This window comes from Streptomyces sp. V4I2, assembly GCF_030817655.1.
In the GTDB taxonomy this organism is placed as follows: domain Bacteria; phylum Actinomycetota; class Actinomycetes; order Streptomycetales; family Streptomycetaceae; genus Streptomyces; species Streptomyces plumbiresistens.
The window spans coordinates 8,098,031-8,112,298 of sequence record NZ_JAUSZM010000003.1; the positions used below are offsets into that span (position 1 = coordinate 8,098,031).

Here is a 14,268-nt window from a genome sequence, read left to right on the forward strand (position 1 = left end):
CGTGCCTATCGGAGTGCGAACAGGCCGGTGACCTCGGCCCCGCGCAGCTGCTTCGCGCGGATGGCCTTCATCCCCGCGTGCAGGGTGGTGGTGCCCTCCTGGTAAGCGGCCTCGATGGGCAGGTAGTAGGTGAGGTTGAAGTAGGCGAACGGGGCGGAACAGGACGGGTCGGTGCCGACGGCGCGCAGCCATGTGGTGCCGCCGAAGTGGTAGTAGAGGCTGAAGGCGGCCATGCGCTGCCCCTCGTAGGCGGCTGTCACCCGGGCCTGCTCGCCCATCGCCTCGGCCTGCCGGCCCAGCAGACGGGTCATCAGGCCGGCGTCGTCGGCTGTGTGTCCGTGCGAGGACTGGAGGGCTGCCAGCAACTGCCCGGCCTCCCGGAAGCAGTCTCCGAGCAGCAGGTGACGGATGCTCAACCCGGCGTCGCGGAACGCCGCACGTTCGTGGCGCACCGCGACCCGGCGCTTGGAGGGCAGGGAGGCGAGGTAGTCCTCGAAGGAGCCGCCGGGCAGGGGGATGGCGGCGTCGTCGTCCATCCGCTGCGGCGAGGCCTTGTCGTACACCGCGCCCAGCTGCTCGGCGGCGGTCTGGGTCAGATACGGCCACCAGTGCGTGGTGTCGTGGCGCTCGGCGTGAGTGCGCGCGCAGTCACGCAACAGGGCCAGGCAGGCGGTGCGCCGCTCAGGAGGCAGGCCAGGGTTGGTCAGGGGCGCGTTGTGGTACCCGCGGCGGGCACCGGCGAGCACCCGCGGTCCGGGCGGGCCGGACAGCTCCAGCAGGTGGGGGTCGTAGAAGTCGTTGGGTTCGCTGTGGACGAGGTAGAGGGGGGCGGCGGCGAGGAGTGTGCCGTCCCCGTCACGGACCAGGGCGTACGACGCGGTCGCGGTGGGATCCGACTCCTCTCCCAGCAGCCAGCGGTGGGAGAGGTACAGGCCCGCGGAACGGGCGAGCCGGTCCCAGTCGTCCGCCGGGACCTCGCGGAGGGTGGAGGCGATGTGCGCTTTCACGGTGATGTCGGACTCTCCTCGGGATCGGTGGGGGCGGTGGCCGCCGGGCGCAGCGGCCGCAGAGCGGGAACCGCCAGCAGCGCCAGGAGACAGGCAGTGCCCTGAACCACCCACGGCACGAGGCCACCGGCGGCCAGGAGGGTGGTGAACAGCACGGGGGCCGCGATGTTCCCGGTCGACCAGGAGAGCTGGTAGAGGCTCTGTTTGCCGCCCCGGGCGGCACCCGGGGTGAGGGTGACGGAGAGTTCGTTCAGGGCCGGCGAGCAGAAGATCTCGGCGAGGCTGAACAGCACCATCGCCAGCAGCAGTGCGGGCCACGCGGGGATCGCGGTGCCGGGCAGCGCCGGCGCGGCGAAGGCCACCATGGCGGCCGTGAGGAGCCCGTAGCCGAGGGCGATGGCGTGCCGTGGCTGCGCGGGTGCGGCGTGGGCGGTCAGTGGGCTGGTGAGGGTGGAGACCAGAACCGTGTTCAGGATGAGCAGGAGGCTCGCGGCCCACGCCGCCAGCCCCAGGACGGTGGTGGCGTACAGGGCGATGAGCACGGCCAGCATCGACTGGGACAGCACGAAGGGGAGGGCGCAGGCGACCAGGAGGAGGTAGCGGCGGGTGCCGTCGTCGCGTGGCCCGTCGGGCTCCCGGCCGCTGCTCCCGGCGTCCCCGGGATCCGGCCGCGGACCGGCCCGCGGTGCGGGCGGAGTCGTCACGGGCACGCGGGCGAAGCAGACCGCGGCCAGCAGGTACAGCGGGGCGGCGGCCACCAGCAGGCCGGTCAGGGCTCCGGTCCCGTACAGCGCGAGGGCACCCGCGGCCAGCGCCGCGCCGGCGCCGATGCCGATGTTGCGCAGGCTTCCGGTGAACGCGAACCAGGCACGGATCTCCCCGGCCGGGGTGGCCTGGGTGATCAGCGTGCGCTGCGCCGTGTAGTACGTGTTCACCCCGGACTGCACCAGGAAGTAGGCGCAGACGATCTGCCAGGGACGGTGGGCGAGGAGGAAGGTGAGGAATCCCGCGGCGGTGACCACGTTGGCCGCGACGGTCGGCTGCCGGGGGCCGAAGCGGTCCATGAGGCGGCCGGCGAGGAAGACCGAGGGCAGGGCGGCCAGTTGACCGACCGTCACGGCGGCGCCGACGGCGGGGGCGGACAGACCGCGCACCGTGGTGAAGTACAGCAGCCCGAGGGGCAGCAGCATGCCGCTGCCCACGGAGTCGACGAGGTTGCCGGTGACAAACCGGCCGTACCCACGGACGGCGGGCAGGCCGAGGGCCCGCGCCAGCGGGCCGGGACGGGCGGGAGCGGGCGCGGCGGAGGTGTCCGGGGTCATGAGGCGCGGAGCAGGGTCCGGATCTTGTCCAGCACCTCCTGCCGGGGGAAACCGGTGACGGCGTGCAGGTCCTCCAGTGCCTTGACGGTCTGCTGCTCCTCGCCGTCGGTGAGGGTGAAGACGACTATGTCGCCGTGGTCGGTGCCGTCGATGAGAAGTTGGTGCGCGGTGACGAGGTCCACGCGGTCCGCCAGCTCCTCGCGGGCGCCCCGTGGCAGCCGTTCGGGCGAGAGGAACTCGACGGCCCAGCGGGTGCGGCGGACCGGGCCGGGCGCGTACCGGCCGAGCGCCATGTCGGTCAGGGCGGTGAAGGTGTTGGTGCCGGAGGCGGCGCAGGAGAGCGTGGTGGCGCCGCCGATGCGGGGGTTGATCTCCAGGACGACATACCGGCCGCCGCTGTAGATCATGTCCACGTTGACGGAACCACGGACGCCCAGCTCCTCGCAGAGGTCGACCAGCCGGGCGGCGACGGGCTCGAACGCCCGGTCGGCCTCGGGCCGCGGCCCGCACCAGCGCAGGTCGGCGAAGGTGAACACCGGTTCGGGGCCGGCGGTGCCGGTCCAGCACACCGGCAGGACCCGGTACGCGCCGGGCTCGCCGACGATGTCCACGGAGCACAGGTCCCCGCTGACGCACTCCTCGACGACGGCCGACACGGGCGGCGGGTCGAGGAGGTAGGCGTCCAGCGCCGCCGGGTCGGGCACGGCCCGGATCCCGAAGCTGGTGGAGTCCCACAGCGGCTTGGACAGCAGCGGGTAGCCGATCCGCGCGGCCTGGGCCCGCAGCGCGTCGGCGTAGGCGGGGATCGCGAGGCCCCGCCCGGCCAGGAGGTCGGAGTCGGCCCGGAAGCCGCGCGGGACGTCGAGACCCGCACGGACGAGCAGCTGCTTGGTCTCCCATTTGTCGCTCAGCAGTGAGGTGGCCGTGAGCGGGGTCATGACCGTCGGTACGCCCTCGGCATCGAGCAGTTCCTTCGCGGTCGCGTCGCGCAACGCGTTCTCGCACGGCAGGGAGATGGAGACCGCCGCGTCGGCTCCCCACCGCGTGACCAGCCCGGCCAGTTCACGAGGGGTGACAGCCGGATCGACGGCCTGGCGGCCACCGGGGAAGTCGTCGTCCCCGGCCTGTCCGTGGGTGTGGAACAGCCGCGCCTCGATGCCCTCGCCGGCCAGGTCCCGGACGGTGCGCTGGATGTAGGGGTCGGCACGCTGGATGTCGACGGACCTCAGGAACGCGATCTTCCGCACGGTCCGGGGCGGGGTGTCCCGCTCGGCGTTCTGCATGGGCTTCCGCTCTGCTCTGGGGACGGGTGGGGTCACTTCACTTCTGTTCCGCGGACGGGTGGGTTGCTCGAGGGACGGGTGGGCTGCTCCGGGGACGGGTGGGTCACTTCACGTTCAGCCTGGTGCCGGCGATCGCCCGGTCGGCGAGGCGGCGGGCCTCGGTGGGAGAGTCGGCCACGGCCACCACGTGGCCGATCCGGCCGGAGCTGTCCGCCGGTTCGGGGACGGGGTCCCCGGGACGCACCTCGATCTCGCTGTGGGTGCCGGGGACGTCGGGCACGCGGACGAGTTCCAGCACCCCGGCGCGCTCGGGGAGCAGGAAGCGGATGGCCGCCGCCCGTTCCCGGGTCGCCCCGGTGTCGGGCAGCCGGCCCGTCACGGACTGGAGGTAGGCGACGGCTTCGCTGATCCCGGTCGCGGCCTCGACGATCTCGCAGATGTTGTCACCGGGCAGCCGGGCCCCCGTCTCGATCACGACCGGCGTGTGGGATCCGGGCGGGATCTTCACCTCCGTGTGCGCGATGCCGTTGCGGATCCCGACGGCGAGAGCGGCGCGGGCCGCGGTGTGCTGCACCGCCCGGGTCAACTCGGGCGGCAGTCCGGCCGGGCAGGTGTGCCCGGTCTCGACCCGGTACCGTCCGGAGGTGGTGTCCTTGGCGACCACCGGCAGCGCGTACGGGACGCCGTCGGCGACCACGGTCTCGGCGGAGTACTCCGCGCCCGGCACATAGCTCTGCAACAGCACCCGCGCGTCCAGCGGCAGCCCGTGCGGCATCGCCCGCGTGAACCGCCGGGCGGCGGCGACCGCGTCGTCGAGGCCGTCGGGCCCGGCCACGACGCTGACGCCCCAGGACCCGCCCTGCTCGGCCGGTTTGACCACCAACGGCCAGCCCAGCGAGGCATCGGCCGCGGCCCGGTGCGCCTGCTCGGCGTCGGCGGCCACCGCGCCCGCCGGGACCGGAATCCCGGCCGTCCGGAAGGCCTCGGCCATGGCGATCTTGTTGCGGGCGGCCCGCGCGAGGGCCGGATCGTTGCCGGGCAGTCCGAGCCGCGCCGCCAGCGCCGCCGCCAGCGGGGTGAACAGCTCCCAGCAGGCCGCGACCGCGCCGATCCGGTGCTCCCGGCAGTAGGTCTCCAGGTCGTCAAGCGCCCGGTCCGAGTCCGTCAGGTCGGTGAAGCAGACACCGGCCAGCGCCCGGGTGAGCCAGGGGGCGTACCTCTCATGGACCTCGCGGTGCGTGGCGCCGTACAGCCGCAGTCCGAGCCGGTCGGCGGCCTCGGCCAGGAACGGGCCGGCGTTCCCCATCGGTTCGACCACCAGCACGCCGGTGACGTTCGGCTCATCGCTCATTCGACGTCAACTGTCGCCAGGCATCGATGACTTGAAGGTTTCCCCAACGTAAACACCTTTCGAAAGCGCCGAGTTGGTGCACTCGCCCTATGGCCTCAACAAATTGTTGCATGTTCGAATGCGCAGGCACGGTAACGCACGCACGGCAGGCCCGACCAGAGGGATCCAACGTGAACAACCTGCGCAACGAGCTCGCCCAGTACATCGAACAGGGCGTCATACCGCCCTACCAGTACTCCTATCCGCCGCGCTCGACCTACCGGCCCCTCGACGAGGGAGCCTGGGACGCACGCGAGGTCTGGGCGCGCGACCTGAGCAACCATCAAGTCCCCGAGCTCAACCTCTACCTGCACGTGCCCTTCTGTCGCTACAAGTGCGGCTTCTGCAACCTCTACACGGTCATCTCGACCGACCAGGAGCTGTACGACGCCTACACCGACGCGCTCTGTGCACAGATCCGCGACCACGCCGAGGTCATCCAGGCGCGCCGGCTGCGCACCGTCTACATCGGCGGCGGCACCCCCTCCCTGCTCGGCACCCGCCACTTCGAGAAGATCTTCGACACCCTCGGGTCCGTCTATCCCAACTGGCGCTCCACCGTCGAGGAGGTCGCGGTCGAGGCCACTCCCGACTCGATCGTCGCGGACCCGGAGGGCTTCGGCCGGTTACTCCAACTGGGCCTGACCCGGGCCAACATCGGCATTCAGTCCCTGGTTCCCCAGGAGATCCGGGAGGCGGGGCGCGGCCAGGCGGGCGAGGACACCATCCGCCGGGCCGTCGGGATCGCCCACGAGCGGGGACTGCCCGACCTGTCGACCGACCTCATCATGGGATTCGCGGGACAGACCCCCGAGTCCTGGCGGCACTCGGTGGACGAACTGGCCAAGCTGGCCCCCACCACCGTCTCCACCTATTTCCTGACGGTGCGCCCGGATGCGTGGTTCTCCCGGACGGGCTCCTACCAGTACATGTGGAAGCCCGAGCTGTACGAGCGCTACGACTACGCCCGCGAGGTGTTCACCGCGCACGGCTACGTGCAGGAGGGCTCGGTCCGCTACAAGAAGCCCGGCCGGGGCGGCTACGTGCAGAAGGTCCTCACCTTCCACGGCGTTCCGCTGCTCGGACTCGGGGTCGGCGCACGCTCGTACACCTCGGTCCTGGACTACATGACCGGGAGCGTCAAGCCGTCCCTCACGGAGGTCGCGCAGTACATCGACCAGGCGAAGGCGCACACCCTGCGCCCCACCACGGGCTTCGTCCTCACCCCGGAGGAACGCGCCCGCAAGCGGCTGGTGTTGGACACCTTCGACCTCGACCTCGCCGAGCTGGACCGCTCCGGTCTCGACGCGATCGCCGACGAGGTGGCCGCGGTGCTGGACGCGGCGGAGTCCAACGGGCTGGTGCACCGGGTCGGCCCGGGCCGGATCCAGCTCACCCCCAAGGGGTTCAAGTACCGCGACGTCCTGTCCTGGATGTTCTACTCCGGCCGGGTCAAACACCTGGACCGCGAGTACTACGAGGGGCTGCACGAGGTCAACGCGCGGGCTCGCAGGAACATGGGAACTCCGGTGCGCATCACCGGAATCACCGGTGCGCGGGAGACCGCGTGAGCGACCTGTTCATCGCGGCGGGCGGGGGCGGAGACCCGATCGGGACCGCGATCACCGCGATCGCCATGAGCGCGCTGCACACGACTGCCGGACCGGGCGGGGCGCACGGGAGGGCCGGCCCGGACGTGCCCGTGGTCGCCACCTACTCCTGGGAGCGCCCGGAGGTCGATCCGACTCCCGGCCCGCTCGGCGTACGGGACTTCACCGGACTCCTCGACCGTCCCGAAGGGCACGTCCTGACTCCCGCCGCGCGGGCGGTCGCCCCTGCCGGTTCCACCCTCCCCCGGCTCGCCGCGGACCTGCCGGTACGGCTCGTGCTGCTCGACCCGTACGAGGGGCTCGCCGGTCTGGCGGCGCGGATCCGGCGGCTGGCCGAGGCCTGCGGCCCCGGCCGGGTGCGGATCGTCGACGTCGGCGGCGACATCCTCACCCACGGCGACGAGGACACGCTGTGCAGCCCGCTGGTGGACGCTCTGGTTCTCGCCGCCTGCACCCTCGCCGAAGTCGACGCCACCGTGCACATCGCCGGCCCCGGGACCGACGGGGAGATCCCCCAGGACGTCCTTGTGGACCGCCTGGACCGCCTGGACCGCCTGGCCGGCACGGACGACCGGTTCGCACCGACCTCCGGGCACGCGCAGGCGGCCTACCGCGCCCTGGCCTGGCATCCGTCGGAGGCATCGGCCCTGTTCGCCGCGGCCGTCCATGGAGTGCGCGGCACCGTGCGGACCGTGGGGCGGGCGATCCCGCTCACGGACGCCTCCGCGTACGTCCGGAACATCGGCCTGGAAGCCGCCGTGGCGGAGAACCCGGTGGCGCGGGGCCTGCTGGAGTCGTGTCCCAGGACCGTGGACGAGGCGGCCGACCTCTCGGCACAGCTCACGGGCATCCACGAGATCGCCCGCGAACGCCGCCCCACCGCGCCGCCCACCCCCTCGGCGACACCGTTCCCGGCCGACGCGCACCGGGCACGGGAGCGGATCTGGGCACAGGCCGGCGACGCGAGCCACGTGACGTCCCGCTTCGCCACCCGGGCACTGGGCCTGCCCTGGCAGCGCATTCCCGAGGTACGCACCCTGCTCGCCGACGACGGCCCCGTCCACGCCCTGCACTGACCGCCCACGCGTATCCGGAGCGTCCGCGCCTTGGCTATCGCGGTGCCGCCGTGCTGTTCCTGACGACCAGGCTGGTCGGGACGAGGTCGGTCCCGGGCCGAGGATCGCCCTGGGTGCGGATCTGGCTCAGGACGCCCTGCACGCAGCGGCGGCCCACCTCGGCGAAGTCCTGGTGGACGGTGGTGAGGGGCGGGACGAAGAAGGCCGCGTCGGGGATGTCGTCGAAGCCGACGACGCTGACGTCCCGGGGGACGGACAGGCCGCGTTCGTGGAAGGCGCGCAGCAGGCCGAGGGCCATCTGGTCGTTGGAGGCGAACACGGCGGTGCAGTCGGGTTCGTCGGCGAGCGCGAGGCCGGCCGCGTAGCCCGACTCGGCCGACCAGTCGCCGTACAGAGGCGGCGGCACCGGGCAGCCGGCCTCCTCCAGGACCGCGCGCCAGGCCTGCGTCCGGCGCTGGCCCGCGAACGAGGTCTCGGGGCCCGTCACGTGCCACACGGTCCGGTGGCCCAGGTCGAGCAGGTGGCGTACGGCCTTCCGCGCGCCGTCGGCCTGGTCGGTGTCGACCACGCTGTGGCGGTCGCCGGCGTCGGAGTCCACGACCACGACATGGACGCCGGGCGGCAGTTGGACCGTGGCGGCGTCGAGCAGGTGGATCTCCATGATGACGATGACGGCGTCGGCGGCCAGCTCGCCCATGCGCGTGAAGGCGCCCAGCACGTTGTCCTGGGTCGGGACGTCGATGGGGATCAGCGTGATCGCGTACCCCTCGGCCGCGGCGTGCGTGGCGATCGCCTCCACGGTGCGGCTGTTGCCGGTCGAGGACAGGCTGAAGAGGATCACGCCGATGGTGTTGAACTGGCCGTACCGCAGGGCGCGGGCGGCGCTGTTGGGCCGGTAGCCCAGCTCGCGCATCGCGGCCAGCACCTGCTCCCGGGTCGAACTGATCACTCCGGGATGGCCGTTGGAGACCCGCGAGACCGTCTGGGACGAGACGCCCGCGAGCTGGGCCACATCGGCCATGGAGACCCGCTGTTTGCGGCGCCCGCCGGGCACGCCCGAACCGCCCCGTTCCACCACTGGTGCCTCCTTCGACCCGTCCGCAGGCTGTTGCGCAACGCACCGGATGTTACGTGTGGGAAACCTTGACGACCGCTGGGTCGGATGTCACGATTCCGGCGCCGCCAAGTTTACGTAAACATCACCCTGGACCCCCACCGCTTGTCCAGCATGTTTACGTAAACATGCTGACCTGAAAGGGTACGTCGATGCGCAAGACCCCCACCAGCACCCGCTTCACGCCCCGGTTGCGTACCGCCTTCGTCGCGGTCGCCCTCGCCGCGATCAGCGGTACCACCCTCGCCGGCAGCCCGGCCTCCGCCTCCGCCGCGTCGCCGAAGACGGACACCACCCAGTTCAAGGGCGTGAACTGGGCCGACCCGCGCGACAACTTCGCCGACGACCTCCTCCAGCTGTCCGGTCTGTCGACCTCCGACACCTACGCCCAGACCTACACCAAGGCGAGCCGGATCATCTCCGCGTTCCGCGCGAACCTCGGGGCCAACACCGTGCGGCTGCCCATCAACCCGTACACGGTCAACGGCAGTTACTGGAAGTCGTACCGCGGGGTCATCGACGCGGCCTCCGACAAGGGCTTCAAGGTCATCGTGTCCTACTGGGAGGGGACGGGCGCCCAGAAGGACGGCTTCATCGACGACGAGGCCACCTACTGGCCCATGTGGAACAACGTCGTCAAGGCCTACAAGAACGACAGCCGCGTCTACTTCGAGCCGATGAACGAGCCGCACGGCTACACCGACACCGAGTGGGCCGACAAGGCCGCGCAGTGGCTGTCGACCTACCCGTCGGTCCCGCGCAACCGGATCTTCGTCAGCGGCGCCGGCTACAACGACCACGTCACCTCGGTGTGCGCCGACCCGCGTCTGAAGGGCACCTACCTGTCGCTGCACCACTACGGGTTCTGGAAGGAGTACGCCACCTACGACCAGTGGGTGGCCGACCTGAAGGTGCGCATCGGGGACTGCGCGAACCGGACTGTCGCGGACGAGTTCGGATCCCCGATGACCACCGGACTGAACTACAACGTGCCGACCCCGGACAACAACTACATCAACTTCCTCCAGGCCGTCACCGACACCTTCCGCGAGCTCAAGATGGGCTCCGTCTACTGGCCCGGCCTGCGCACCGACGACACCTACTCCCTCCAGACCCTGACCGGCGACCCCGCCCGCCCCTGGCTGGCCACCACCAACCAGTCCGGCGCGGACCGGCTCGCCTGGGCCTGGGGACGCGGCAAGGCCGTCCAGCAGCCCTGACCCGGACGACCCCGGTTCCCGGTGGCCCTCGCGACCTGACGCGGGGGCCACCGGCCGCTCATCGGGGAGTGCGGGGCAATCCCCGGCGCAGCCGCCACGGCCACGGGGACCGCCGTTCCCTACAGCACCTTGCGATGGACGAGCGCCGACAGGACGAGCGCGCCCGGGATCAGCGGCAGCCAGATCGTCACCACGCGGTAGCCGATGACGGTCGCCGTGGCGAGGCTCAGGGGCGCGCCGAGTGCGGCCATCGTGAAGACCAGGGCCGCGTCCACGGGGCCGATGCCGCCCGGTGCGGGGACGGCTCCGGCGACCGCGCCCGCGGCGAGGAACGCGAGGGTGACCTGCGCCCAGCTCAGCGGCAGGCCGAGCGCGGCGCCGACCGAGGCGATCACGCTCGCCTGGAGGAGCGGGGTGGCGGCGGCCCCGCCCCACAGGGCGAGGACGCGGGCGGGCCGGGTGTGCAGCGTCCGGGCGTCGGTCAGGGCGGTGCGTACGAAGGTGAGGGCGGGGCGGCGCAGCGGCGGTACGGCCGCCGCGAGCAGGGCCGGTACCGCGAGACCGAGGGTCACGGCTCCGGCACCCAGCAGCAACGTTCCTTCGTCGGGGGCGAGTTGGTCGAGCCGCAGCAGGTCGGGGGAGGCGGCGAGGAAGACCAGGAGCACCAGCGTCTTCGCGATCGGGCGGACCAGGACGTAGAGGGCGAGGGAGGCGGCGGCCCGGGGGAGGGGGATGCCCCGGCCCAGCAGGAAACGCAGGGTGACCGCGTGGGCGCCCATGCTCGCCGGGAGCACGTGGTTCGCGGCGCCGGCGGCGAACTGCGACGCGAGCAGCAGGCCCGGCGGCAGTCGGTCGGGCAGGGCGCCCTGCCGTACGCACGCGGCGGCCACCCAGCCGAGGCAGGTGAAGAAGACCGCCGCCAGCAGCCACCAGGGGTCGGCGGCGGCCAGCCGGGCGGCGCCGTCGTACACGGTGTGCCAGTCGAACGCCGCCCACGCCCCGATCAGCAGGAGCGGGAGCAGGGTCAGCGCCTTGGGGAGGAGGCGCGCGAGGGCTGGGGAACGGGCGGGGCCGGCGGTGGGGTCGGGGTCGGGAGCGGGAGCGGGGGCAGGGTCAGGAGCGGAGGCGGGGAGCGCTCCGGAGGGACCGTCGAGCGGGAGCAGGGACACGGCGCACGTCGTCCTTCCGCGTAGCGCCCCGCGCGGTGCGGCGCGGGGCGCTACGGATCCGAGGCGATGCAGGGGCGGTACAGCAGGCGAGCAGACGAGCAGTGGGGACCGCTGAGTCTTTCCCGTTCGGTGTGACGCCGTGGTGACCGGAAACCGACGGGGCGTGGGCGTGCGGCCGTCGGAAGTGAGTTTGCCCAGGGCACCGGGGTCTCAGTCCCGGTGCGCCCCCGGGGAGGGTGAATCACCAATCCACGTGACTGTTGACTTTTGGCTGAATGAGCCAGAGGATTTCGGGGGTGAGCCACCCCGAAGGCGTGACCCTCAGCACCGCCCGTACCGCGCTCCCCGTCGACCTGGACGAGGCGGCCCACCGCTGTCTGGTCGCCGGGTTCGACGGCACCACGGCCGTCCCCGACACCCTGAAACGGCTGGTCGACCGCGGTCTCGGCGCGGTCATCCTGTTCACCCGCAACGTGCAGGACGCGGAGCAGGTGCGTCGGCTCACCGACACCCTGCGGGCCCTGCGCCCCGACCTGCTCGTGGGCATCGACAACGAGGGCGGCGGCATCGGCCACCTGGTGAGCGCCGGCGCCCCCGAGGTGCCCGGCTCCTTCGCCCTCGGCGTCGCAGACGACCTCGACCTGACCGCCCGGTGCGCCGACGCGCTCGCCGGGCATCTGGCGACGCTCGGCATCACCGCGTCCTACGCGCCGGTCGCCGACGTCCAGCACCTCCCGGACAACCCGATCGTGCGCACCCGCGCCTTCGGCACCGACCCGGAGCTGGTGTCCCGCCACACGGCGGCCTGGATCGCCGCCACCGAGGCGCGCGGCATCGCCTCCTGCGCCAAGCACTTCCCCGGCCACGGCGGCACCGTGACCGACAGCCACCACGAGCTGGCCGTGGACCCACGGCCGTACGACGAACTCGACCTCACGCCCTTCCGGGCCGCCATCGCCGCCGGTGTGCCGATGCTGATGAGCGCCCATGTCGTGTTCCCGGCGCTGGACGCCAACCGCCCCGCCACCCTCAGCCGCCGTATTCTGCGCGACCTGCTCCGCGACGAGCTCGCCTTCGACGGCGTCCTGGTCAGCGACGCGCTGGAGATGAAGGCGATAGCCGACCGCTACGGCGAGGCGGCCGGGGCGCGGATCGCGCTCGCCGCGGGGGCGGACCAGGTCATCGTCGCCGTACCGGATCTCGAGGTCACGCTGGGCTGCCGGGACGCCGTGCTGGACGCGCTGCGCACCGGGACACTGCCGGACGAGCGGGTCGGGGAGGCCGCGGGGCGGGTGCGCCGGCTCGCGGAGCGGTATGCGGCGCCCGCGGCCGAGGTCGCCGCGTGGGACGCGGGGGCGGGGCTGGAGGCGGCCCGCCGGGCGGTACGGAGCCGCAGTGGTCCCGTACCCGTGCGCGGCGCCCATGTCGTCGACCTGTTCCCGCCGCCGCACCCGGCGCTCAACTGGGGCGGCGAGGACCTGCTGACCGAGCTGCGTGCCGTCGACCCCACGGCCACGGGCACCTGCGTCACCGGAGAGCCCGCGGACCCGGCCGCCCTCGTCGACGGCATCGCGCGCCTGGCCCGGGACACCCCCCTGGTCGTCGCCACCTGCGACGCCGGGCTGTACCCGTGGCAGGCGGGCCTGCGCGACGCCCTGCTGGCCCGGCGGCCGGACGCGGTACGCGTGGCCACCGGGCTGCCGGACGACGGCACCCTGTGCTCGTACGGGCGCGGCAAGGTGAACCTGCGGGCGGTCGCGGAGGCGCTGGCGGGGGTGTGACGTGCCGGAGGTGACGCCTTACGGCAGGCGTACGACCTCCTTGATCCCGCGCGCCGCAAGGTAACCCTCGTCGTCCGCCCGCGACGCCAGCACCACCGCCGGCCGGACCCCCTCCGTGCGCAGCCGCATCCACGCCTCGAAGTACACGCCTCCCGGGCCGGACACGGAACGGGTGGCGGGCGTGCAGTCCAGGACCAGGGCCGTCTCGCGCGGCCCGGGTGACGGCGGCCGGTCGCGCAGGTCGGCGACCGTGGCGGCGAGGGCGTCCGCGATCGGCTTGCGGCGGCCCGTCGCGTCGAACAGGCCCAGGGTGTACTCGAGCTCCGGATAGTCGGCCAGGGAGCGGTCCACGTCGTGGGAGCACCACCACGTCACGCCCCACAGGTTCGCGCACTCGGCCGCGTTCCGTACGGTCGCCCGCGCGAACTCCGGTGCGTCGGCGGCCGGGATGTGCGGCTCGGGCGCGCCCGTCTCCTGGACCCAGACCGGTCGGGCCGGGTCGGCCGCGTACGCCGTGGCGAGTTCCGTGCCGTACTCGGCGAGGTGGTGCACCTGTGGGGAGGCGGCGCCGTAGCGGCGGGCGCAGTCGCCGGAGAACACCCAGGGGTGGACGGTGGTCAGATCGCCCTTGTGGGCCGAGGCCTGTGGGGTGAACGGGTGGTCGTCGCCGTACCAGGCGGCGTCGTACGCGGAGTGCGTGACCAGGTGACCGGGGCGCACGCCCGCGCGGGCGGCGGCCAGCAGGGTGTCGAGGTAGTGGTCGACCTCCTCGGCCGTCACCGGGTTGTGCTCGACCAGGTTGTTGAGCTCGTTGCCGAGCTGGAGACCGATCAGGTTGGGGCGGTCGGCCAGGGCGCGGCCCAGCGTGCGCAGGAGGCCGGCCTGCGCCTCGATGGCCTCGGGGTCGGTGAACACGTTGCGGTGGTGCCAGCTGCGGGTCCACTCCGGGTAGAAGTCGAAGCTGGACAGATGGCCCTGCACGCCGTCCACGAGGACGTCGAGGCCCGCCTCCGCGGCCAGGTCGACGAGCTGCGCCAGCTGGTCGACGGCGGCGGGGCGGATGAGCGTGCGGTTGGGCTGCAGGAGCGGCCACAGGTGGAAGACCCGGACGTGGTCGAGGCCGAGCCCGGCTATCTGGTCCAGGTCCTCCCGGGCGTGCACGGCGTCGAAGTCGTGCCAGGAGTGGAACCAGCCGCGGCGGGGCGTGTAGTTGACGCCGAAGCGGAGTGTAGGGATGGGATCCTCCTCGAGTCCGGGGCTTGTCCTGTGTGAGTACCGCTCTTGTGCTGGGCGAAT

The 14,268-nt window shown here is 72.6% G+C and carries 11 protein-coding genes; 4 read left to right on the top strand and 7 right to left on the bottom strand.

Going from position 1 to position 14,268, the window contains the following annotated elements; all coding sequences use genetic code 11:
* Nucleotides 1-5: 5 nt before the first annotated feature.
* From QFZ76_RS38040 to QFZ76_RS38055, 4 genes are all read right to left on the bottom strand, one after another.
* The gene (locus QFZ76_RS38040; protein ID WP_307677921.1) at nt 6-1,007 is read right to left on the bottom strand and encodes a GNAT family N-acetyltransferase; all 1,002 of its coding nucleotides are present in this window, start codon (nt 1,005-1,007) and stop codon (nt 6-8) included.
* A complete protein-coding gene (locus QFZ76_RS38045; RefSeq protein WP_307677922.1) occupies nt 1,004-2,329 on the bottom strand; it encodes an MFS transporter in 1,326 nt (441 codons plus the stop codon). The genes QFZ76_RS38040 and QFZ76_RS38045 overlap by 4 nt, the downstream gene beginning before the upstream one ends.
* Entirely contained in the window at nt 2,326-3,612 is a 1,287-nt protein-coding gene (locus tag QFZ76_RS38050; protein ID WP_307677923.1) for an acetyl-CoA carboxylase biotin carboxylase subunit family protein, read from the bottom strand. The genes QFZ76_RS38045 and QFZ76_RS38050 overlap by 4 nt, the downstream gene beginning before the upstream one ends.
* A 103-nt stretch (nt 3,613-3,715) precedes the next feature.
* Nucleotides 3,716-4,963 (bottom strand): ATP-grasp domain-containing protein, encoded by a 1,248-nt coding sequence (locus QFZ76_RS38055; protein ID WP_307677924.1) that lies wholly within the window; start codon nt 4,961-4,963, stop codon nt 3,716-3,718.
* 170 nt (nt 4,964-5,133) lie between these two features.
* On the opposite strand from QFZ76_RS38055, the gene QFZ76_RS38060 reads away from it, so the two are divergent.
* A complete protein-coding gene (locus QFZ76_RS38060) occupies nt 5,134-6,573 on the top strand; it encodes a coproporphyrinogen-III oxidase family protein (RefSeq protein ID WP_307677925.1) in 1,440 nt (479 codons plus the stop codon).
* Nucleotides 6,570-7,688, top strand: coding sequence for a DUF1152 domain-containing protein (locus tag QFZ76_RS38065; RefSeq protein WP_307677926.1), 1,119 nt, complete (start codon nt 6,570-6,572; stop codon nt 7,686-7,688). The genes QFZ76_RS38060 and QFZ76_RS38065 overlap by 4 nt, the downstream gene beginning before the upstream one ends.
* 34 nt (nt 7,689-7,722) lie before the next feature.
* Here the strand turns inward: QFZ76_RS38065 and QFZ76_RS38070 are convergent, their stop codons facing one another.
* Nucleotides 7,723-8,766 (bottom strand): LacI family DNA-binding transcriptional regulator, encoded by a 1,044-nt coding sequence (locus QFZ76_RS38070; RefSeq protein WP_307677927.1) that lies wholly within the window; start codon nt 8,764-8,766, stop codon nt 7,723-7,725.
* A 188-nt stretch (nt 8,767-8,954) separates the two neighbouring features.
* On the opposite strand from QFZ76_RS38070, the gene QFZ76_RS38075 reads away from it, so the two are divergent.
* Nucleotides 8,955-10,022 carry a glycoside hydrolase family 5 protein gene (locus QFZ76_RS38075; RefSeq protein WP_307677928.1) on the top strand — a complete coding sequence of 356 codons (1,068 nt, stop codon included), beginning with the start codon at nt 8,955-8,957 and terminating at the stop codon, nt 10,020-10,022.
* A gap of 119 nt (nt 10,023-10,141) precedes the next feature.
* Here QFZ76_RS38075 and QFZ76_RS38080 read toward each other — a convergent pair whose 3' ends face one another.
* Complete coding sequence (locus QFZ76_RS38080) at nt 10,142-11,191, bottom strand: lysylphosphatidylglycerol synthase transmembrane domain-containing protein (protein WP_307677929.1); 1,050 nt, start codon at nt 11,189-11,191, stop codon at nt 10,142-10,144.
* Nucleotides 11,192-11,466: 275 nt separating this feature from the next.
* On the opposite strand from QFZ76_RS38080, the gene QFZ76_RS38085 reads away from it, so the two are divergent.
* A complete protein-coding gene (locus QFZ76_RS38085) occupies nt 11,467-12,972 on the top strand; it encodes a glycoside hydrolase family 3 N-terminal domain-containing protein (RefSeq protein WP_373464410.1) in 1,506 nt (501 codons plus the stop codon).
* A gap of 18 nt (nt 12,973-12,990) precedes the next feature.
* On the opposite strand, the gene QFZ76_RS38090 is transcribed toward QFZ76_RS38085, so the two are convergent.
* Nucleotides 12,991-14,208, bottom strand: a complete 1,218-nt coding sequence (locus tag QFZ76_RS38090; RefSeq protein WP_307680244.1) for a cellulase family glycosylhydrolase — start codon at nt 14,206-14,208, stop codon at nt 12,991-12,993.
* Between the last annotated feature and the right edge of the window lie 60 nt (nt 14,209-14,268).

Coding starts and splice junctions, on each gene's coding strand:
- QFZ76_RS38045 (WP_307677922.1), bottom strand. CDS start 2,329: ATGACCCCGGACACCTCCGCCGCGCCCGCTCCCGCCCGTCCCGGCCCG.
- QFZ76_RS38050 (WP_307677923.1), bottom strand. CDS start 3,612: ATGCAGAACGCCGAGCGGGACACCCCGCCCCGGACCGTGCGGAAGATC.
- QFZ76_RS38055 (WP_307677924.1), bottom strand. CDS start 4,963: ATGAGCGATGAGCCGAACGTCACCGGCGTGCTGGTGGTCGAACCGATG.
- QFZ76_RS38075 (WP_307677928.1), top strand. CDS start 8,955: ATGCGCAAGACCCCCACCAGCACCCGCTTCACGCCCCGGTTGCGTACC.
- QFZ76_RS38085 (WP_373464410.1), top strand. CDS start 11,467: ATGAGCCAGAGGATTTCGGGGGTGAGCCACCCCGAAGGCGTGACCCTC.